General features: G+C 68.6%; 22 protein-coding genes. 16 read left to right on the top strand and 6 right to left on the bottom strand.

Annotated features, from left to right (window positions below; translation table 11 throughout):
* Positions 1 to 10: 10 nt before the first annotated feature.
* The 3 genes from ACWGJP_RS14910 to ACWGJP_RS14920 form a co-directional block, all read right to left on the bottom strand.
* The gene (locus ACWGJP_RS14910) at positions 11 to 544 is read right to left on the bottom strand and encodes a DUF6264 family protein (protein ID WP_452330585.1); all 534 of its coding nucleotides are present in this window, start codon (positions 542 to 544) and stop codon (positions 11 to 13) included.
* Between the two features lie 232 nt (positions 545 to 776).
* Positions 777 to 1,556: an IclR family transcriptional regulator gene (locus tag ACWGJP_RS14915; RefSeq protein WP_452330586.1), complete on the bottom strand. Its 780-nt coding sequence runs from the start codon at positions 1,554 to 1,556 to the stop codon at positions 777 to 779.
* Entirely contained in the window at positions 1,553 to 2,632 is a 1,080-nt protein-coding gene (locus ACWGJP_RS14920) for a 4-hydroxy-3-methylbut-2-enyl diphosphate reductase (RefSeq protein WP_452330587.1), read from the bottom strand. Before ACWGJP_RS14920 ends, ACWGJP_RS14915 begins: the two co-directional genes overlap by 4 nt.
* A 54-nt stretch (positions 2,633 to 2,686) precedes the next feature.
* Between ACWGJP_RS14920 and xseA the strand changes: the two genes are divergently transcribed.
* The 6 genes from xseA to ACWGJP_RS14950 all read left to right on the top strand — a co-directional run bounded on the left by xseA (position 2,687) and on the right by ACWGJP_RS14950 (position 8,003).
* A complete protein-coding gene (gene xseA, locus ACWGJP_RS14925) occupies positions 2,687 to 3,961 on the top strand; it encodes an exodeoxyribonuclease VII large subunit (RefSeq protein WP_452330588.1) in 1,275 nt (424 codons plus the stop codon).
* Between the two features lie 28 nt (positions 3,962 to 3,989).
* Positions 3,990 to 4,226: an exodeoxyribonuclease VII small subunit gene (locus ACWGJP_RS14930; protein WP_452330589.1), complete on the top strand. Its 237-nt coding sequence runs from the start codon at positions 3,990 to 3,992 to the stop codon at positions 4,224 to 4,226.
* A complete protein-coding gene (locus ACWGJP_RS14935) occupies positions 4,223 to 4,873 on the top strand; it encodes a DUF4245 family protein (protein WP_452330590.1) in 651 nt (216 codons plus the stop codon). Before ACWGJP_RS14930 ends, ACWGJP_RS14935 begins: the two co-directional genes overlap by 4 nt.
* On the top strand, positions 4,870 to 5,544 hold the full coding sequence (locus ACWGJP_RS14940) for a carbonic anhydrase (RefSeq protein ID WP_452330591.1): 675 nt from the start codon (positions 4,870 to 4,872) through the stop codon (positions 5,542 to 5,544). Before ACWGJP_RS14935 ends, ACWGJP_RS14940 begins: the two co-directional genes overlap by 4 nt.
* Positions 5,541 to 6,959, top strand: coding sequence for a class II fumarate hydratase (locus ACWGJP_RS14945; protein WP_452330592.1), 1,419 nt, complete (start codon positions 5,541 to 5,543; stop codon positions 6,957 to 6,959). The genes ACWGJP_RS14940 and ACWGJP_RS14945 overlap by 4 nt, the downstream gene beginning before the upstream one ends.
* A gap of 177 nt (positions 6,960 to 7,136) precedes the next feature.
* The gene (locus ACWGJP_RS14950; protein ID WP_452330593.1) at positions 7,137 to 8,003 is read left to right on the top strand and encodes a type IV toxin-antitoxin system AbiEi family antitoxin domain-containing protein; all 867 of its coding nucleotides are present in this window, start codon (positions 7,137 to 7,139) and stop codon (positions 8,001 to 8,003) included.
* A gap of 133 nt (positions 8,004 to 8,136) precedes the next feature.
* Here ACWGJP_RS14950 and ACWGJP_RS14955 read toward each other — a convergent pair whose 3' ends face one another.
* Both ACWGJP_RS14955 and ACWGJP_RS14960 read right to left on the bottom strand, forming a co-directional pair.
* Positions 8,137 to 9,486 carry a PhoH family protein gene (locus ACWGJP_RS14955; protein WP_452330594.1) on the bottom strand — a complete coding sequence of 450 codons (1,350 nt, stop codon included), beginning with the start codon at positions 9,484 to 9,486 and terminating at the stop codon, positions 8,137 to 8,139.
* Positions 9,487 to 9,668: 182 nt separating this feature from the next.
* Entirely contained in the window at positions 9,669 to 10,451 is a 783-nt protein-coding gene (locus tag ACWGJP_RS14960; protein ID WP_452330595.1) for an isoprenyl transferase, read from the bottom strand.
* Positions 10,452 to 10,542: 91 nt separating this feature from the next.
* On the opposite strand from ACWGJP_RS14960, the gene trhA reads away from it, so the two are divergent.
* The 8 genes from trhA (at position 10,543) to ACWGJP_RS15000 (ending at position 17,461) form a co-directional block, all read left to right on the top strand.
* Positions 10,543 to 11,283 carry a PAQR family membrane homeostasis protein TrhA gene (gene trhA, locus ACWGJP_RS14965; protein WP_452330596.1) on the top strand — a complete coding sequence of 247 codons (741 nt, stop codon included), beginning with the start codon at positions 10,543 to 10,545 and terminating at the stop codon, positions 11,281 to 11,283.
* Between the two features lie 117 nt (positions 11,284 to 11,400).
* Positions 11,401 to 12,249, top strand: a complete 849-nt coding sequence (locus tag ACWGJP_RS14970) for a MetQ/NlpA family ABC transporter substrate-binding protein (RefSeq protein ID WP_452330597.1) — start codon at positions 11,401 to 11,403, stop codon at positions 12,247 to 12,249.
* The gene (locus ACWGJP_RS14975; protein WP_452330598.1) at positions 12,249 to 13,265 is read left to right on the top strand and encodes a methionine ABC transporter ATP-binding protein; all 1,017 of its coding nucleotides are present in this window, start codon (positions 12,249 to 12,251) and stop codon (positions 13,263 to 13,265) included. The genes ACWGJP_RS14970 and ACWGJP_RS14975 overlap by 1 nt, the downstream gene beginning before the upstream one ends.
* Entirely contained in the window at positions 13,262 to 13,921 is a 660-nt protein-coding gene (locus ACWGJP_RS14980; protein WP_452330599.1) for a methionine ABC transporter permease, read from the top strand. Before ACWGJP_RS14975 ends, ACWGJP_RS14980 begins: the two co-directional genes overlap by 4 nt.
* Entirely contained in the window at positions 13,918 to 15,078 is a 1,161-nt protein-coding gene (locus ACWGJP_RS14985) for an aminotransferase class I/II-fold pyridoxal phosphate-dependent enzyme (RefSeq protein WP_452330600.1), read from the top strand. The genes ACWGJP_RS14980 and ACWGJP_RS14985 overlap by 4 nt, the downstream gene beginning before the upstream one ends.
* On the top strand, positions 15,075 to 16,196 hold the full coding sequence (locus tag ACWGJP_RS14990; protein ID WP_452330601.1) for an iron-containing alcohol dehydrogenase family protein: 1,122 nt from the start codon (positions 15,075 to 15,077) through the stop codon (positions 16,194 to 16,196). Before ACWGJP_RS14985 ends, ACWGJP_RS14990 begins: the two co-directional genes overlap by 4 nt.
* Before the next feature lie 23 nt (positions 16,197 to 16,219).
* Entirely contained in the window at positions 16,220 to 16,693 is a 474-nt protein-coding gene (locus ACWGJP_RS14995; protein WP_452330602.1) for an S-ribosylhomocysteine lyase, read from the top strand.
* On the top strand, positions 16,694 to 17,461 hold the full coding sequence (locus ACWGJP_RS15000; RefSeq protein WP_452330603.1) for an SDR family NAD(P)-dependent oxidoreductase: 768 nt from the start codon (positions 16,694 to 16,696) through the stop codon (positions 17,459 to 17,461).
* 5 nt (positions 17,462 to 17,466) lie between these two features.
* Here ACWGJP_RS15000 and ACWGJP_RS15005 read toward each other — a convergent pair whose 3' ends face one another.
* Positions 17,467 to 17,724, bottom strand: a complete 258-nt coding sequence (locus tag ACWGJP_RS15005; RefSeq protein ID WP_452330604.1) for a hypothetical protein — start codon at positions 17,722 to 17,724, stop codon at positions 17,467 to 17,469.
* A 68-nt stretch (positions 17,725 to 17,792) separates the two neighbouring features.
* Between ACWGJP_RS15005 and ACWGJP_RS15010 the strand changes: the two genes are divergently transcribed.
* Positions 17,793 to 18,179 (top strand): DUF4307 domain-containing protein, encoded by a 387-nt coding sequence (locus ACWGJP_RS15010; RefSeq protein ID WP_452330605.1) that lies wholly within the window; start codon positions 17,793 to 17,795, stop codon positions 18,177 to 18,179.
* Positions 18,180 to 18,259: 80 nt separating this feature from the next.
* Positions 18,260 to 18,748: a transcription elongation factor GreA gene (greA, locus tag ACWGJP_RS15015; RefSeq protein ID WP_452330606.1), complete on the top strand. Its 489-nt coding sequence runs from the start codon at positions 18,260 to 18,262 to the stop codon at positions 18,746 to 18,748.
* The last annotated feature ends 13 nt before the right edge of the window (positions 18,749 to 18,761 follow it).

Here is an 18,761-nt window from a genome sequence, read left to right on the forward strand (position 1 = left end):
AGTACCCGGGTCAGGACGTGGTGGCGCCCAGGAAGCTCGCGAAGACCGGATCCCCCATCATCGGCACGATCAGGCACAGCGAAACGGCGAAGGAGGTCACGATCGCCCCGACGACCGGCACCCACCACGTGAGCTTCCGCGCCCGCAGGCGGCGCAGCGATAGCCAGACCGTCAGCGCGTAACCGGCCACGAGGACGGTCGCGGCGATCCCACCCCAGAGGCGCCCCTGAGCCAGGTTCGTGAACTCTCCCTCGATACCGAGAATCGCCATGTACTGATTCATGATCGTGGACAGGTCCAGATACGACCCGGCCGACATCAGGACGTTCACGAGCCCGTAGGCCAGCAGCGCGATGGTCGCGATCCGGTCCGGTCCCCACCTGCGCGCAGGGATGGTCGGCTCCTCGACCGCCGGAACGGCCGCGGGACCGTAGCCCGCCGGAGGCAGATCCGCCGTCGCAGGGTCCAGCGGCGGAAGCCCTGCGCGCCGGCGCTGCTCATCCTCGGATGCGTACTCCCCGTACTGCGGACGCTCGTCGCTCATGCCGCCATGCTAGCCACCCCGCCTCGGCCTCCTTCCCAGGAACGGGCCGGAACGAGCGACGGCCCCTGAGGTGTGGGGACACCTCGGGGGCCGCTAGCGCGAGCGCTGGGGACGCTCTTGCCGAAGGCACCGACGCGCTGGGGACGCGTATGCGGTACCTGTAGCGCCGTAACGACAGACGTCTACGGTTCTGATCATAGGAACAGCGGCAGACGATTTCCACCCGTGTTTTTCAGATGCTGAAGTCGCTCGCCGCGAAGGCGTCGCCGCCGAGCTGCAACGAGAGACGGCGCGCCGTGCGCTGCAGCTCCCTCACCAGCCTGCGATCGACCACGGCATCCTCCGCCGGGAGGGAGACCGCGAGCGACGCGGTGACGCCGGGAGCCATCACGGGGACGGCGACGCACGTGCTGCCGATCGCGTACTCCTCGTCGTCCACGGTCCAGGTCGGCGAGTGCTCCAGCTGTGTGAGCAGGGCGCGCCTGTCGCTGATCGTGTTGGGCGTGAGCTCCTCGAGCGTGTGCCGTCCGAGATAGTCGAGTCGGTCCTGCTCCGACAGGTCGGCGAGGATGCGTTTGCCGAGCGCCGTCGCATGCGCGCTCGAGTGCAGCCCCACCCACAGCTCCACCCGGGGGTTGCGCGTGGCATCGACGATGTCGACGAGGTGCACCTCCCCGTCGTCGTAGCGGGATAGGTACGCCGTGGCACCGAGCTCGTCCGTGACGTCCTTGAGCGCCTGCCTGACGCGCGCCAGGAAGATTCCCCTGCCATCGCTCTCGGCTTTCAGCGCGGGAAACCTGCCGCCCAGGACGAGGCCGTCCGGCTCGATCGCCAGATATCCCTCGTGCACCAGGGTGCGAACGAGATTGTACGTGGTGCCGAGCGTCAGACCCGTGGCCGCCGCGAGCATCTTCGCGGGGAGAGGCCGCGGTGCGTTCGCGACGATGTCGACGAGACGGAGAGCGCGTTGCACCGACCCGATGAGGGTCGGCTCCGGCGCCCTGCCGTTCACCTCGAGGATCCGGGATCGGCCGTGCGTCCGCCGAGGGCGCGGGCGTCGCGCTGCCCGGAGGCATCCTGCCTCAGCTCCTTGGGAAGGGAGAACATCAGATCCTCCTCGGCCGTGCGCACTTCCTGAACGTCGCCGTACCCGGCGCCGCCGAGGACCTCGAGCACCTCCTGCACGAGCACCTCCGGCACGGAGGCCCCGCTGGTGACCCCGACCGTGGCGACGCCGTCGAGCCATTCCTGCTTGACCTCGTCGGCGTAATCCACACGGTACGCCGCCTTCGCGCCGTACTCCAGAGCCACTTCCACGAGGCGCACGCTGTTGGAGGAGTTCGCCGAACCGACCACGATCACCAGATCCGCCTCTGCGGCGACCTTCTTGATCGCCACCTGACGATTCTGCGTGGCGTAGCAGATGTCATCGGACGGCGGGTTCTGCAACTCGGGGAAGCGCGTGCGCAGGCGGTTGACCGTCTCCATCGTCTCGTCGACGGAGAGGGTGGTCTGCGAGAGCCAGACGACCTTCGAGGGGTCGCGCACCTCGACGGTGTCCGCCTCCTCGGGGTTGTTCACGATCGTCACGTGCTCGGGCGCCTCGCCCGCCGTGCCCTCGACCTCCTCATGGCCGGTGTGACCGATGAGAAGGATCTCGTAGTCGTTCTTCGCGAAGCGCACAGCCTCGCGGTGCACCTTCGTCACCAACGGGCAGGTCGCGTCGATCGCGTGCAGGCCCCGTTCGGATGCCGCGTTCACGACCGCCGGGGAGACCCCGTGCGCGCTGAAGACGACGTGCGCGCCCTCCGGCACCTCGTCGACCTCCTCGACGAAGATCGCACCCTTCTGCTCGAGCTCGGTGACGACGTGGATGTTGTGCACGATCTGCTTGCGCACGTAGACGGGGGCGCCATAGCGCTCGAGCGCCTTCTCCACGGCGACGACCGCCCTGTCGACGCCCGCGCAGTACCCGCGCGGCGCGGCGAGAAGCACCCGCTTGTGTCCGGCGACCGGGTTATCCTGAAGCGCGACAGGCCGTGGCCTCGGCACACGAGGAGCGGCTAGATGCACGACTGTCTGACTCACCCCTCGATTCTACCGGCGGGCAGATGCGACGGACCTGGAAGCGAGAGGCAGGGCATGACCGTCTTCGAAGCATCCGAGGGTTCCGGAGCGCCCCCGGCCGATTCCGTCGCTCCCCGCGACTCGGCGGCAGAGGCACCGACCTCGGTGGCGCGACTGAACGCCACGATCCGGGACTTCGTCGCTCGCTGGAACACCGTGTGGGTCGAGGGCGAGATCACCTCGTGGAACGTGCGCGCCGGCAATGTCTTCGCGCGTCTCAAGGACACCCAGTCGGATGCCCAGATCTCACTGCGCATCTGGTCCAGCGTGCGCGCACGCATCCCCGCCGACCTCGGCATCGGCGACCACGTCGTCGCGGCGGTCAAGGCGGACTACTTCGTCAAGTCGGGCGACTTCAGCTTCGCGGTCTCCGCGATGAAGCACGTCGGCCTCGGAGACCAGCTCGAGAAGCTCGAGAAGCTCCGGGTGCAGTTGCGTCAGGAGGGCCTGTTCGATGAGGCCCGCAAGAAGAGGCTGCCGTTCCTGCCCCACGTCATCGGTCTGATCACGGGCGAGCGCTCGGATGCCGAGAAGGACGTGCACCGCAACGCCGAGCTGCGCTGGCCCGCCGTGGTCTTCCGCACCGAGTACGCCGCCGTGCAGGGCGACCGCTGCGTGCCGGAGACGCTCGCGGCGCTGCGGAAGCTGGACGCGGACCCCGAGGTCGACGTCATCATCATCGCCAGAGGCGGCGGCGATCCCCAGACCCTCCTCGGCTTCAGCGACGAGCGGCTGGTGCGCGCGGTCGCGGATGCCTCCACACCGGTCGTCTCGGCCATCGGCCACGAGAACGACCACCCGCTGCTCGACGATGTCGCCGACCTCCGCGCCTCGACGCCGACGGATGCCGCGAAGCGCGTCGTCCCTGACGTCGGTGAACAGCGCGCCGTCATCGCGCAGCTGCGCGCCCGCGCCACCGGTCGCCTGACGCAGCGCGTCTCCCACGACATCGCCCAGCTGCAGCAGCTGCGCTCGCGTCCGATCCTGCGCTCTCCCGACCCGATCATCGACGCGAGGGCGCAGGAACTCCTGCTGCTGACGGCCAGAGGTCGCGACGAGGTCGTCCGCGCGCTCGATCGCGCCACCCGCACGACGAGCGAGCTGCGCGCATCGCTCAGGGCGCTGTCCCCCGCCGCCACGCTGGCTCGCGGCTATGCGATCGCCCACCTCGATGGCGGCGTGATCCTGCGCGATGCATCCGACGCGCCGGCCGGCACGAGGCTCACGCTGACCATCGATCGCGGCTCGATCGCGGCGCGTTCGGAGGGCGAGATCGCCGAGGACGGCTGATCCAGGCGCATCCACGGAAAGACGTAGGATGGAGTACGTGACTTCGCCGACCGACGCCCCCGTGGAATCGCTGTCCTTCGAAGCCGCCCGAGACGAACTGGTGCGCGTCGTCGCCGAACTCGAGCAGGGGGCGCCGACGCTCGAGCAGTCCCTCGCCCTCTGGGAGCGCGGCGAGGCGCTCGCCGCTCGCTGCGAGGAATGGCTGCTGGGCGCCAAGCGCCGCCTCGACGCCGCCCGCATAGCGGCGGACGAGGACGCCTCATGAGCCGCAAGCCCGCACCCGCCCCGATCGTCGCCGAGCTCGGGCGTCCGGAGACGGCGGAGGAGACGGCCGCGCGCAAGGCGGAGTCGAGCCGGATCTACCGCTCCAGCCAGAGCGTGCGCAACCTCATCGCCGCTCTGGTCGTGACCCTCGCCATCGTCGCGGTGATCGTCTTCGCGGTTCCCCGCGGAGAGCCGACCGCGCGTCCGGAGATCGACGTCGCGGCGATCGCGGCCGACGTGGAGTCCACCATGCAGAGCGCTGTCCTCGTCCCAGAGGTCAGCGACTTCTGGCGGGTGAACGCCGCGGAGCTCGAGGGCGGCGCGACCGTGGTGTGGAACATCACGCTGGCCCCTGCCGATGACGACGAGCGCGGCTTCATCAAGGTCGCGCAGGCGTTCGACGCCGATGCATCCTGGGCACCGCAGGTGCTCGACGGCCACGCCGCCGACGACAGCACGACGATCGACGGCATCCGCTGGGACGTGTACGACATCGGCTCCGGCGGCGACGCGAACGTGCGCTACGCCCTCGGAACCACGATCGGCGACGACTACCTCCTGCTCTACGGATCGCGCACCGCCGCGCAGACCGCCGAGCTCGCGGAGGAGCTGAGCCCGCAGATCACCGAGTTGCAGGAGGCCTCATGACTACCCTGACCCCCACCGCCGCCTGGCAGGAGATGGTGGACGGCAACCGCCGGTTCGTGAGCGGCGAGCCCCGGCATCCGAATCAGGACGTCGAGCGCCGCCACGACCTCGCCAGCGCGCAGAACCCGATGGCGACGCTGTTCGGATGCTCGGACTCGCGCCTCGCCGCGGAGATCATCTTCGACAAGGGCCTGGGCGACCTCTTCGTCGTCCGCAATGCAGGCCAGGTCATCGGCGAGTCCATCGTCGCGAGCCTGGAGTACGCCGTCGCCGTTCTCGGCGTGCCGCTCATCGTCGTGCTCGCCCACGACTCGTGCGGCGCCGTGCGCGCGGCGATCGACGGCACCGCCATCGATGCGGCGCCGCTCCCCCCGCACATCTGGAAGCTGATCGCCCCGATCGTTCCCGCGGCGCGCAAGGTGCTCGCCGAGAACGGCGGCGGCACCGTGGCCGACATCGACGCGGAGCTGGTCGGGCAGGAGCACCTGCGCAACACCGTGCGCGACCTGCTGCAGTCCTCGGAGATCATCAGCGAGGCGGTCGCCGATGGCCGGCTCGGGATCGTCGGCGCGAACTACCGGCTCGCCGAGGGCACCGCGGTGCCCGTCATCACGGTGGGAATCGACCAGGGGGCCGACGACGTCCCCGCCAACCTGGAGGAATCGAAGTGACCGAGACTCAGCAGCAGAGCGCCGACGGCGCGGGCTACCGCATCGAGCACGACACGATGGGCGAGGTCCGCGTGCCGCTGCACGCGCTGTACGGCGCGCAGACGCAGCGCGCTGTGGAGAACTTCCCCATCTCGGGCAAGGGGCTCGAGTCGACGCAGATCGCAGCCCTCGCACGCATCAAGAAGGCGGCAGCTCTCGCGAACAAGGACCTCGGCACGCTGGACGGCGCCATCGCGGACGCCATCGCCGCCGCCGCCGACTCCGTCGCCGCGGGCGAGCACGACGATCAGTTCCCCGTCGACACGTACCAGACCGGCTCGGGCACGTCCTCGAACATGAACATGAACGAGGTCCTCGCGACCCTCGCCACCGGCATCCTCGGCGCGGCCGTGCACCCGAACGACCACGTCAACGCCTCGCAGTCGTCGAACGACGTCTTCCCGACCTCCGTGCACATCGCCGTCACGCAGGCGCTCATCGACACGCTCATCCCCTCGCTCGACCACCTTGCCGTGGCTCTGGAGGCCAAGGCCGAGCTGTGGAAGGACGCCGTGAAGTCCGGCCGCACCCACCTCATGGATGCGACGCCCGTGACCCTCGGCCAGGAGTTCGGCGGCTACGCGCGCCAGGTGCGCCTCGGGATCGAGCGCGTGCAGTCGGCGCTCCCCCGCGTCGCAGAGGTGCCCCTCGGCGGCACCGCCACCGGTACCGGCATCAACACGCCGCTCGGCTTCCCGCAGAAGGTCATCGCGCTGCTCGCGGCGGAGACCGAGCTGCCGATCACCGAAGCCAAGGACCACTTCGAGGCGCAGGCGAACCGCGACGGTCTCGTGGAGGCATCCGGGGCGCTGCGCACCATCGCCGTGTCGCTGACGAAGATCAACAACGACCTGCGCTGGATGGGCTCAGGCCCCAACACGGGTCTCGGCGAGCTGCACATCCCCGACCTGCAGCCCGGGTCGTCGATCATGCCGGGCAAGGTCAACCCGGTCATCCCCGAGGCCGTGCTCATGGTGTGCGCGCGTGTCATCGGCAACGACGCGACGGTGGCATGGGCCGGAGCATCCGGAGCCTTCGAGCTCAACGTCGCGATCCCCGTGATGGGCACGGCGCTGCTGGAGTCGATCCGCCTGCTCGCGAACGCCTCCCGCGCACTCGCCGACAAGACCATCGACGGTCTGCAGGCGAACCTGGAGCGCGCCGCGGCCTTCGCCGGCATGAGCCCGTCGATCGTGACGCCGCTGAACAAGCTCATCGGCTACGAAGCAGCCGCGAAGATCGCCAAGCACGCCGTCGCCAAGGGCATCACCGTGCGCGACGCGGTCATCGACCTCGGCTACGTCGAGCGCGGCGAGCTCACCGAGCAGCAGCTCGACGAGAAGCTCGACCTGCTCAGCATGACCCACCCGGGCTGAGCCCCGGCTTACGTTCTGGGGGGCCGACACGCCACTTGTCGGACGGATTCCACGCATCCGTCCTGCATCTGGCGCGTCGGCCCCCATTGCGTCGTCGGACGCGCCGCTGCAGAGTCGTCCTGCACCGATGCGCGGGTGTGACGAGTAGTACACGCAGCAGCGAACGACGAGGGTGGGATGCTGCGCCTTGCGAGCATCCTGGACAACATGCTCGATCCACGGCACGTCCTCGACCGACTCGGCGGCATCGCCCGCGGCGTGACGCTGCAGCAATACGGACTGCCCCGCCAGCATCTCGCGAAGGCTGTCCGCGCGGGCCTCATCCTGCGTCTGCGGCCTGGCCTATACGCATCACCGGACGCCGTGGCTGACACCTGCACCGCATCACTGCACGGTGGAGCCCTCACCTGCTCCCAGGCGCTGCGCGCCCACGGAATCTGGGTGCTCTCCACCGACGAGCGCGAGCATGTCTGGGTTGGCCGGCGAGGGCGCGTTCATGCGCACGGTGGATGCCGGTGCGTCAGCCACTTCTTCCGCGGCCGCGTTCCGATCGGGATCGTCGATGTCGAGACCGCGCTCATCCATCTGTATCGGTGCGAGGGCGACGAAGCCTTCTTCGCGTCATTCGAGTCCGCCCTGCATGAACGCCGTCTTTCGCCAGGAGCCGTCCTCCGCATCCGGGCGGCACTCCCGTCGTCGGCACGCTGGCTGGTCGATCTGGCCGGCCCGACGTCCGAAAGCGGTCTCGAGTCGATCCTGCGCTTGCGGCTGCACCTGATCGGTCTCGCTCTGACGGCCCAGGTGCTGATCACCGGGGTCGGCCGCGTCGACTTCGTGATCGACGGCCGGCTGATCCTCGAAGCCGATGGCCGACTCAATCACGATGGCCCGTCGATGCGGCACAAGGACCTCACCCGGGATGCCGCGGCATCGGCTCTCGGTTACGAGACCCTCCACTTCGACTACGCGCAGATCATCCACGACTGGCCAGTGGTCCAGGCCGCCATCCTCGCCGCTGTCGCACGCCTGCGTGACCGCGCCTGACTCCCCGCGCCCCCATGTCCGGGACCACCCACGATACGTTCCGGGGGCCGACGCGCCACCTGTCGGACGGATTCCACGTATCCGTCCTGCATCTGGCGTGTCGGCCCCCCGAATCGAGAGCAGTTGCAACAGGCTAGCTGAGCTCGCCGCCCTCCAGGAGCTCCGTCACCAGGGCGGCGATCGCGGACCGCTCGGAGCGCATCAGCGTCACGTGTCCGAACAGGTCGTGGCCCTTCAGCGTCTCGATCACGCTGGCGATGCCGTCATGGCGGCCGACGCGCAGATTGTCGCGCTGCCCGACATCATGCGTGAGAACGACGCGGGAGTTCTGCCCCATCCTGCTGAGCACCGTCAACAGGACGTTGCGCTCCAGCGACTGCGCCTCGTCCACGATCACGAAGGCGTCGTGCAGCGAACGCCCACGGATGTGCGTCAGCGGCAGCACCTCGAGGATGCCCCGCTCGACGACCTCGTCCATGACGTTCCCGGAGACGACCGAGCCGAGCGTGTCGAAGACCGCCTGCCCCCAGGGCCCCATCTTCTCGCCCTGGTCGCCGGGGAGGTATCCGAGCTCCTGACCGCCCACCGCGAACAGCGGGCGGAACACAATGATCTTCTTCTGCTGCTGCCGCTCGAGCACCGCCTCGAGACCCGCGCACAGCGCCAGCGCCGACTTGCCGGTGCCGGCCCGTCCGCCGAGGGAGACGATGCCCACCTCCTGGTCCAAGAGCAGGTCGATCGCGATGCGCTGCTCTGCCGAGCGACCGTGCATCCCGAAGACCTCGCGATCGCCGCGGACGAGCTTGTACTCGCCGTCGCCCGTCACCCTGCCGAGTGCCGATCCGCGCTCGGAGTGGATGATGAGCCCGGTGTTCACCGGGAGCCCGATCGCCTCTTCGCTCGTGCCGACCTCGCTCTCGTAGAGGTCGCTCATCTCGTCTCCGGAGAGTGCGAGGGTCGAGATCCCGGTCCAGCCCGAGTCCACGGCCTGCTCGGCGAGGTACTCCTCGGCCCGCAGGCCGAGGGATGCCGCCTTCACCCGCATCGGGAGGTCCTTCGAGACGATCGTGACGTCCTGACCGTCCTGCGCGAGGTGCATCGCCACGGCGAGGATGCGGCTGTCGTTGTCACCCAGGCGGATGCCGCTCGGGAGCACATCGCCGTTCGTGTTGTTGAGCTCGACGCGGAGAGTGCCTCCCTCGCCCACCTGCACGGGGAAGTCGAGGCGGCCGTGCTCCACGCGGAGCTCATCGAGGTGGCGCAGCGCCTGGCGCGCGAAGTATCCGATCTCCGGGTCGTGCCGCTTGCCCTCGAGCTCGCTGATCACGACGACGGGGAGGACGACGGAATGCTCCGCAAAGCGGAAGAACGCCTGCGGATCGCTGAGCAGGACCGAGGTGTCGAGCACATAGGTGCGCAGATCCGTATCCGGCTTCTGTGCGGTGCTCCTGCGGGACTGCTGCTGCGCTGTACGTGTGGTCACGACCCACTCCCGACCCGGGTGGAACCCGGCTATCTCGAGTCGACCGTTGGCCACGAGTCGTGTTCCTTGCGGCCGACTCGACCGGGCACCGTGCCCGATGCCTAGAAGGTACGACCAGGCGACGCGATTGCACCACCCCGACACGCAGGGAGCGGCGTTAACGCTGTGTGAACTCTCGCGGCTCAGCGTCCGAATCGGCGTTCGCGGCTCGCGTAGTCGCGGATGGCGCGCAGGAAATCCACCTCGCGGAGGTCGGGCCCGAGCGCCTCGACGAAGTAGAACTCGCTGTGCGCGCTCTGCCAGAGCAGGAAATCGCTCAGACGCTGCTCGCCGCTCGTGCGGATCACGAGGTCGGGGTCCGGCTGGCCTGTCGTGTACAGGTGCTCACCGATGAGCTCGGGAGTGAGCTCTTCGGCGAGTTCCTCGAGCGAGCCCCCAGAGGCGTTGTGATGGGCCAGGATGCTGCGCACCGCATCCACGATCTCGTTGCGCCCGCCGTAGCCGACCGCCAGGTTCACGTGCAGCCCCGTGTGCGCGCGGGTGCGCTCCTCCGCGTCGGCGAGGACACGAGCCAGCTCACCCGGGAGGATGTCGGAGCGGCCGACGTGCTTGACCCGCCAGTCGCCCTCGTGGGAGAGCCCGTCCGCGAGTTCGGCGATGATCTCGATGAGATCGGCGAGCTCCTGAGGATCGCGCTTGAGGAGGTTGTCGCTGGAAAGCAGATACAGCGACACGACCTTGATCCCGAGGGCGTCGCACCAGCCGAGGAACTCCCGCATCTTGGCGGCACCTGCTCTGTGCCCCTCCGCCGCGGAACCCAGGCCGAGCTGGCGGGCCCACCGACGGTTGCCATCGATCATCATGGCGACGTGATGGGGGACGGCGGCTGTCTCCAGCCTGCGGCGCAGCCGTTTGCCGTACAGCCGGTACAGCGGCCCTCGGCCTTCGCTCGCACGTGCATTCACGTCCCTACGCTACCGCGCCGGGCTGTACGGGCACCGAGGATGCACAGGATATGTGCCGCTGAGGGAATGGTGCCCGTCCTAGAGTGAGCACGTGACCAGACGCGCAGAGAGCAACAGCATCCCCGATGTCCCCCAGTTGCCTCTGCTGGACGCGGCAGCGGTCGACGCGAACGTCGAGATCAAGCCCACCTGGCGCGGCTGGATCCACGCCGGCACCTTCCCTGTCGCGATCGCCGCCGGAATCGTGCTGATCGTGCTCGCCCAGGGAGCACCGGGCAAATGGGCGGCGGCGGTGTTCATGGCGACCTCGCTCCTGCTGTTCGGCAACTCAGCCGTGTACCACCGGTTCAACTGGGGCCCGAAGACGAAAGTCGTCCTCAAGCGGATCGATCACGCGAACATCCTGCTGCTCATCGCGGGCACCTATACGCCGCTGGCCACACTCGCCCTGCCCCCGGAGAAGGGCACTCTGCTGCTGATCCTGGTGTGGAGCGGGGCGCTGCTGGGCATCCTGTTCCGCGTCTTCTGGATCAACGCGCCCCGCTGGCTCTACGTCGCGCTCTACCTCCTGCTGGGCTGGGCGGCAGTGATGTACATCGTCGATCTGCTCAACGCGAACCTCGCGATGATGGTCCTCGTCATCGTCGGAGGCCTCCTCTACACCGGCGGAGCGATCGTCTACGCGCTCAAGAAGCCCAACCCGTGGCCAGGCCACTTCGGCTTCCACGAGATCTTCCACGTGTGCACCGTGCTGGCGTTCCTGTGCCATTGGACGGCGTGCCTGCTCATCGCCCTCGCACCGCTCTCGCCGTCGCTGGGCCTGCCCGGCTGACCGGTGCGCCGCGAATCGTGCAGCAATGATTCGTAACACGATGTGATCCGGCGTCATCTGCGCGGCTAGCGTCTGAAGGATACCCTTCCCCGCCGACCCTCACCGGAGGTCTTCGTGATGCGCCGTTCCACCCGCCTGCTCGCCGCCACCGCCTCGCTCGCCGTCGCCGCCGCCTTCGCCGGCTGCTCGTCGACCCCTGCCGAGGAGGGCTCGGCTCCGGCCGGCGAGAAGACCAACATCACCATCGGCTTCAACCCCGGCCCCTACCTCGAGATGTTCCAGGATGGCATCCAGCCGATCCTCGAGGCCGAGGGCTACACGATCCAGACGCAGGACTTCACCGACGGCGTGATCGTCAACGTCGCGCTGAGCGACGGCGAGATCGACGCGAACATCATGCAGCACTCGGTGTACATGGACTCGATCAACGTCCAGGAGGGCCTCACGAACGTCGCCCTCGTCCAGGTCCCCGGCCCGCCGATGGCACTGTTCGGCGGCAAGAAGACGTCTCTGGACGATCTCGGCACCGGCTCCACGATCGCCGTGCCGAATCAGCCGTCGAACCAGTACCGCGCGCTGAAGGTCCTCGAAGGCCTGGACCTCATCACGCTGTCCGACAGCATCGACCCGGCCACCGCGTCGCTGCAGGACGTCACCGAGAACCCGAACGACATCCAGTTCGTCGAGATGGACAACGCGCAGCAGGTCCCCTCGCTGCAGGACGTCGACTACAGCGTCATTCAGGGCAACTTCGTCGTCTCCGGCGGTCTCAGGCTGACCGACGCCCTCGCCCTCGAAGACCTCACCGATGAGTTCTCCGTCATCGTGGCCGTCGATGAGGCCGCCGTCGACTCCGAGTGGGCCGAAGCACTCAGGGACGCGTACGAGTCTGACGAGTTCGCCGAGTACATCGCCTCGAACGAGCAGTACGACGGCTACAACCTGCCCGCGGCGCTGGAGGACTGATGGATGCCGTCCGCTTCGACGGCGTCAGCCGTCGATTCGGGCGCGGCGAGAGCGCGCTCACGGCGCTGGATGCCGTCGACCTGAGCATTCCTCGCGGTGAGATCTTCGGCGTCATCGGCCACAGCGGTGCGGGCAAGAGCACGCTCATCAGAATGGTCAACGCCCTCGAATCCCCCACCTCCGGCACCGTCCTGGTGGACGGCATCGATCTGACCACCCTGTCCACCGCCGAGCTGCGATCGGCGCGCAAACGGACGGCGATGATCTTCCAGCAGTTCCAGCTGCTGGAGACGGTCACCGTGCTCGACAACGTCGCGATGCCGCTGCGCCTGGACGGCGTGAACCGGCGCGAGGCGCATGCCAAGGCGATCGAATCGCTGGAGTTCGTCGGGCTGGCCGACCGCGTCGACGCCTACCCCGGTCAGCTCTCCGGCGGCCAGAAGCAGCGTGTCGGCATCGCCAGGGCGATGGTGCGCAACCCCGCCGTGCTGCTGTGCGACGAGGCGACCAGCGCGCTCGATCCGAGCACGACTAGGCAGGTCATCGAGCTCCTGCGTCGCGTCAACCGCGAGTACGGAACGACCATCCTGGTCGTCACGCACGAGATGGACGTGATCAAGGACCTCTGCCACTCGGTCGCCGTCATGGAGGGCGGCCGTGTGGTGGAGCAGGGCTCGGTGATGGACGTCTTCGTGCATCCGCAGACGCCGATCGCGCAGGCCTTCGTCGGCACAGTCATCCCGCAAGAGGTGCCGGATCGGGTGCGCCGCAGCATCGGCACGGGGCCGCTCTGGCGCCTGCGCTTCCTCGATGACGAGGTGACCACGCCGATCGTCGGTGCGCTCATCTCAGAGTTCGGCCTCGAGGTGAACATCCTGCACGCCGACATGACCGACCTCCAGGAGCGGACGGTCGGGAACATGGTGATCCAGGTCACCGGTCCGCTGGATCGCCGCGAGGCCGCTTTCGCGCACCTGGCCGCACGCATCGTGAGCATCGAGGAGGTCCCAGCATGATCGACACCCTGCTGACCTCTGAGCTCTTCTTCGAGGCCCTCGGCGAGACGCTCTACATGCTCGGCGTCGCTCTCTTCGCGGGGTCGATCCTCGGGATCCTCCTCGGCATCGCCGTCGTGGTGACGAGGCCGGGCGGCGTGCTTCCGAACGGTGTGGTCTCGTTCGTGCTGAACGCGTTCATCAACGTCGTCCGCTCGCTGCCGTTCATTATCCTGCTCGTCGCCATCCTGCCGTTCACCCGCCTGGTCGTGGGGACCTCGATCGGCGTCAACGGTGCGCTGGTGCCGCTGATCATCATGGTCGCGCCGTACATCGCCCGCCTCGTCGAGAACTCGCTCCTGGAGGTTCCGGAGGGCATCGTCGAAGCGGCGAAGTCCATGGGCGCGACCCCGGTGCAGATCTTCACCCGGTTCCTGCTGCCCGAGGCTAGAGGCTCGCTCGTGCTCGCTCTCACGACGGCCACGATCGGACTGTTGGACGCCACGGCGATGGCCGGTACGGTCGGTGCCGGCGGCATCGGCGACCTCGCGATCAGCTACGGCTACCAGCGCTTCGACGGTGTGATCATGCTGGTGACGGTGATCACCCTCGTCGTGATCGTGCAGCTCATCCAGCTGTTCGGAACGAGGCTGGCACGGAAGCTGCGGCGCCGGTGACAGCGGGCATCCGTGCGGCGGCGCGCGTGCGCGCCCTGCCGGAGAACTTCTTCGGCGCGCTGGATCGTGCGGTCGCGGCGGCGAGGGCCGCGGGGGTCGACGTCATCGACGTCTCCAAGGGCAATCCCGACCTGCCGACGCCGCCGGCCATCGTGGCGGCCATGCAGCGCGCAGTCGCGGAGCCTCGCAACCACGGCTACCCCAGCTACGGCGTCCGACCGGCGCTGGCCGAGGCGATCGTGCGGCGGTATCGCGAAGACCACGGCGTCGAGTTGGACGCGGCAACGCAGATCGCGGCGTTCCACGGTTCTCACGAGGGCCTCATGGCGGCCGTCCTCGGCCTCGTCGATCCTGGAGATCGGCTCATCGTGCCTGACCCCGGCTATCCGGCGTACGCGAGCGCCGCGCAGCTCGCTGGCGCGCGTCTGCATCGGCTCCCCCTGGATCGCGCGCACGGTTTCCAGCCCGATTTCTCCGCGCTGGATGATGTCGACGAGGGGTCCGTTCTCCTGCTGAACTACCCGCACAACCCGACGGGGGCCATCGCGACGACAGCCACGTTCGAACGCGCGGTCGCCGAGAGCGCACGGCTCGGCGCCGTGTTCGTCAACGACTTCGCCTACTCCTCGCTCGGGTTCTCCGGCCGTCCTTCCTCCGCTCTGGAGGTCGACGACAGCCGAACGGTCGAGGTGTCCACGCTGTCCAAGACGTACAACATGGCCGGCTGGCGCATCGGCTTCGCCGTGGGCGCTCCCGATGCGATCTCGGCGATGCGCGGCTACCAGGCGCATGCCTTCAGCACGATCTTCGGCGCCACTCAGGATGCTGCAGCGGCCGCCCTCGGAGGCGACCAGGCTGCCGCGGACGAGCTCGTCGGTGTGTACCGCGCCAGACGCGAGCTCGTGGCGAAGGGGCTGAGCCAGCGCGGATGGGACGTCATCGACGCCGATGGCACGTTCTTCCTGTGGATCAGCGTCGGCGGCGACGACGTCGCCCTCGCGGAGCGGCTGCTCGCCGACCGCGGAGTCGCCGTCGCACCGGGCAGCGGCTTCGGCGAACGCGGCAGGGGCCACATTCGACTCTCGCTCGTGCACTCCTTCGAACGCCTCGGCGAGCTCGTGGAGCGCATCGGATCTGCGCCGGAGGCGCGGCGATGAACGCCGTCCCTGTGCGGCCGGGGCCGTCGATCGTGCACACGGGCGAGGGCTCGCTCGAGCAGCTTCCCACCGTGCTCGCGGCAGACGGCATCCGCGACCTGCTCTTCGTGCACGGATCCCGCTCATTGCGCGCTGCGGAGCCGTTCCTTCCTGATCTCGCCCCCTTGCCGCTCGTCGAGGCCATGTTCGGCGGGGAGTGCAGCCCCTCGGAGATCGCCCGACTGCAGTCGCTGGCCACCGGCGCCGGTGTGCAGGGCGTGCTCGGGCTCGGTGGCGGCAAGGCGTTGGACACGGCGAAGGCCGTGGCTCATCCTCTCGGTCTCCCGATCTACCTGGTGCCGACGCTGGCGAGCACCTGCTCCGGATGGTCCGCCGTATCGGTCTACTACGACGACGCACACCGGCATCTCGGCCATGACACCTGGGACACACCCACCCGCGCCTTGTTCGTGGATCCGCGGGTGCTGTTCGACTCCCCCGTCGACCTCTTCGTCTCGGGTGTGGCCGACACGCTCGCCAAGCACGTCGAGACCAGGGCGGCGTTCGCCCGCCGCTCGCCCGCCGACGTGCTGACGGGGTTCGGCGCGGAGGCCGCCGCCCTCTGTGGCGATCTGGTGCGCACACGCGGAGCGGCCGCCGTGGCGGACATGCGCAACGGTGTGCGCTCGGATGCCTGGACGATGCTCGCCGAAGCGGCGATCATCACGGCAGGCCTGGTGGGATCGATGGGCGCGTCGTCCGGCAGGGCCACCGCCGCGCATCCGATCGGAGACGGTCTGAGCACGCTGGAGAACACCCGTGACCTGCTGCACGGTGTGAAGGTCGCGTACGGCATCCTCGTGCAGCTCGCCATGGAGGAGCGCTGGGACGAGATCGACGCCCTCGCGGATGTCTACGCCGTGCTCGGGCTGCCGAGGAGCCTGGCAGACCTCGGCATCGATCCCGCAGACGAGACAGCGCTCCGCGCGATCGCCGATGCCGCCTGCGAACCCTCTTCCAGCCTGCATCTCCTCGACGAGGCGCCGAGTCACGACCAGCTGGTCCGGCTCCTGCGTAGGCTCGAAGCACATCAGACTCCGCTCGCCCGCGTTCCGCTGGCAGGCGTCGCGACCCACTGACCCCGAGAAACAAGGAGAGAACCATGGCCGAAGTCGAGAGCTTCACGCTCGATCACACCGCCGTCCACGCCCCCTACGTCCGGCTCATCGCCGTCGAGAAGGGACCGAAGGGCGATGCGATCTCGAACTTCGACGTGCGTTTCGTCCAGCCGAACGAGGGCGAGATCCCCACGGCGGGGCTGCACACGATCGAGCACCTCCTCGCGAGCGTGCTGCGGGACCACCTCGACGGTGTCATCGACATCTCGCCGTTCGGCTGCCGCACGGGCTTCCACCTCATCACCTGGGGTGAACCAGCCGTCGCCGATGTGGTCGCCGCGATCAAGGCCGGCCTCGAGTTCATCGCCGGCAAGGCCGAGTGGAGCGACGTGCCCGGCGTGTCCGCCGTCGAGTGCGGAAACTACCGCGATCACAGCCTGCACAGCGCACGCGAGTGGTCGGCGCGCATCCTGGAGCAGGGCATCAGCCTCGACGCCTTCGAGCGCGTGGGCGTCTGAGTGTTCGATGAACTGAGCGGTCGCGTCGTCCTCGTCACGGGCGCCGCGAGCGGGATCGGCGCCGGCATCGCCGCCGCCTTCCTCCGAGAGGGCGCCCTCGTCGTCGGCGCCGATCTCTCGTTCCCCGACGGCCTCCAGGAGGTCGGCGATGCCGCGTGGTCCGTTCGCCTGAACGTGACGGACGAGGATGCCGTCGCCGCCGCCGTCGCGGAGATCGCCGAGCGACTGGGCCTGGTCGACGTCCTCGTGACGGCGGCGGGGACGTCGACCATCGGATTCGCGACGGAGACCACCGAGGCCGACTGGGACCGCAACCTCGACGTGAACGCGAAGGGGTCCTTCCTCGTCGCCAAGCACGTCGCGAAGGGCCTCGTGGATGCCGGACGCGCCGGGCGGATCGTCTTCATCTCCTCGCAGGCCGGCAAGAACGGCTACCGCGGCATGACGGCCTACGTCGCCTCCAAGCACGCCGTCCTCGGCGTGACGAAGACGATGGCGACCGAGCTCGCGCCGCGCGGCATCACGGTCAACGCGATCTGCCCCGGCATCATCGAGACGCCCATGAAGCACAGAGAGCGCATCGAGGGCGGCGCGATCCGCGGGATGACGGCTGAAGAGGTCGCCGCGGAGGACCGCTCACAGGTGCCGCTCGGCCGCACGGGAACGCCCGAGGACGTCGCCGGTGTCGCGCTGTTCCTGGCGAGCGATCTGGCCGGGTACATGACCGGTCAGGGCATCAACGTCACCGGCGGGATGACGATGCACTGAGGAGCTCAGGAGCGGTCGTCGGCGTCCTTCTCGTCGGCCGGCCGCTCCTTGGCAGCGGCCTCCTCCGCGTCGAGCTCCTCGCGGACCTCCTCGCGGTAGCGCACACGGCGGATGCGGCGGTTCATGTCCCAGATCAGCAGCACGACCGCGATCAGGATGACGACGATGACCGCGAAGCCCGCCGGTCCCGGCGTCACCAGGTCGGGGTCGACCGTCATCGAGGGGGTCGGCATCGGGGTCTCGGTCCCGAACAGAACCAGCATGTGGCCGCCTTTCGTGCGCAGGTCGCATAACCTGTAAGTACCAGCCTAACGATCGAGAGACCCCACCCGTGACGACAGCCCAGGAGCTCGATGCCCGCTACGGGCGTACGCGCCGTCGCAGGCTCCCCTGGATCATCGCCCTCGTCGTCGTGGTCCTGCTCGTCGGAGCCTATGGCTGGATGACCGTGGCGCAGTCGATGAACTCCGTCGACGCGGACGACCTCGGCTACGAGGTGGTCGATACGCACACCGTGCAGGTGACGTTCCAGGTCTCCGGCGTGCAGGGCAAGGACGTGGCCTGCGCCGTGGAGGCGCTCGACGAGGAGTTCGGCGTCGTGGGCTGGAAGATCGTCGAGCTCCCCGCGATCGATGCGCACACGCAGTCCTTCACGGAGTTCATCCCCACCGTCGCCGAGGCGACGACGGGATTGGTCAACTCCTGCTGGGTCGCATAGACTCGTCTCAGACATCGACGCCCCGGCACCGCCGGGGCGTCTTGGCATATCCCCACCGCCGCTGACAGAAGGAGCACGCTGTGTCTGCAGACGCTCAGGTACCTTTCCTCACCCAGGACGCTTACGACCGTCTCGTCGCCGAGCTCGAGCACCTGTCGACCACGGGTCGCGAGGAGATCGCGAAGCGCATCGAGGCCGCTCGCGAAGAGGGCGACCTCAAGGAGAACGGCGGCTACCACGCGGCGAAGGACGAGCAGGGCAAGCAGGAGGCCCGCATCCGCACCCTCGAGCAGCTCCTGAAGACCGCGAAGGTCGGCGAGGCCCCGGCCAGCCGCGGCATCGTCGAGCCGGGCACCGTGGTCACCGCGGTCGTCGCGGGCGGCGAAGAGGTCTTCCTGCTCGGCAGCCGTGAGATCGCGGTGGGCACCGACCTCGACGTCTACAGCGAGGCGAGCCCGCTCGGACAGGCCATCCTCGGGCTCAAGGTCGGAGACTCCTCCTCCTACGAGGCCCCGAACGGCCGCTCGATCTCGGTCGAGATCGTGAACGTCGAGACCTACACGGGCTGACGCCCTCCTCGGT

Source organism: Microbacterium sp. NPDC055903 (genome assembly GCF_053615555.1).

Excerpts from the sequence above, each read along its gene's own strand:
- xseA (WP_452330588.1), top strand. The coding sequence starts at position 2,687 with ATGACCGTCTTCGAAGCATCCGAGGGTTCCGGAGCGCCCCCGGCCGAT.
- ACWGJP_RS14980 (WP_452330599.1), top strand. The coding sequence starts at position 13,262 with ATGATCGACACCCTGCTGACCTCTGAGCTCTTCTTCGAGGCCCTCGGC.
- ACWGJP_RS14935 (WP_452330590.1), top strand. The coding sequence starts at position 4,223 with ATGAGCCGCAAGCCCGCACCCGCCCCGATCGTCGCCGAGCTCGGGCGT.
- ACWGJP_RS14950 (WP_452330593.1), top strand. The coding sequence starts at position 7,137 with ATGCTGCGCCTTGCGAGCATCCTGGACAACATGCTCGATCCACGGCAC.
- ACWGJP_RS15005 (WP_452330604.1), bottom strand. The coding sequence starts at position 17,724 with ATGCTGGTTCTGTTCGGGACCGAGACCCCGATGCCGACCCCCTCGATG.
- ACWGJP_RS14930 (WP_452330589.1), top strand. The coding sequence starts at position 3,990 with ATGGAGTACGTGACTTCGCCGACCGACGCCCCCGTGGAATCGCTGTCC.
- ACWGJP_RS14970 (WP_452330597.1), top strand. The coding sequence starts at position 11,401 with ATGCGCCGTTCCACCCGCCTGCTCGCCGCCACCGCCTCGCTCGCCGTC.
- ACWGJP_RS14975 (WP_452330598.1), top strand. The coding sequence starts at position 12,249 with ATGGATGCCGTCCGCTTCGACGGCGTCAGCCGTCGATTCGGGCGCGGC.
- ACWGJP_RS14995 (WP_452330602.1), top strand. The coding sequence starts at position 16,220 with ATGGCCGAAGTCGAGAGCTTCACGCTCGATCACACCGCCGTCCACGCC.
- ACWGJP_RS14990 (WP_452330601.1), top strand. The coding sequence starts at position 15,075 with ATGAACGCCGTCCCTGTGCGGCCGGGGCCGTCGATCGTGCACACGGGC.
- ACWGJP_RS14940 (WP_452330591.1), top strand. The coding sequence starts at position 4,870 with ATGACTACCCTGACCCCCACCGCCGCCTGGCAGGAGATGGTGGACGGC.
- ACWGJP_RS14910 (WP_452330585.1), bottom strand. The coding sequence starts at position 544 with ATGAGCGACGAGCGTCCGCAGTACGGGGAGTACGCATCCGAGGATGAG.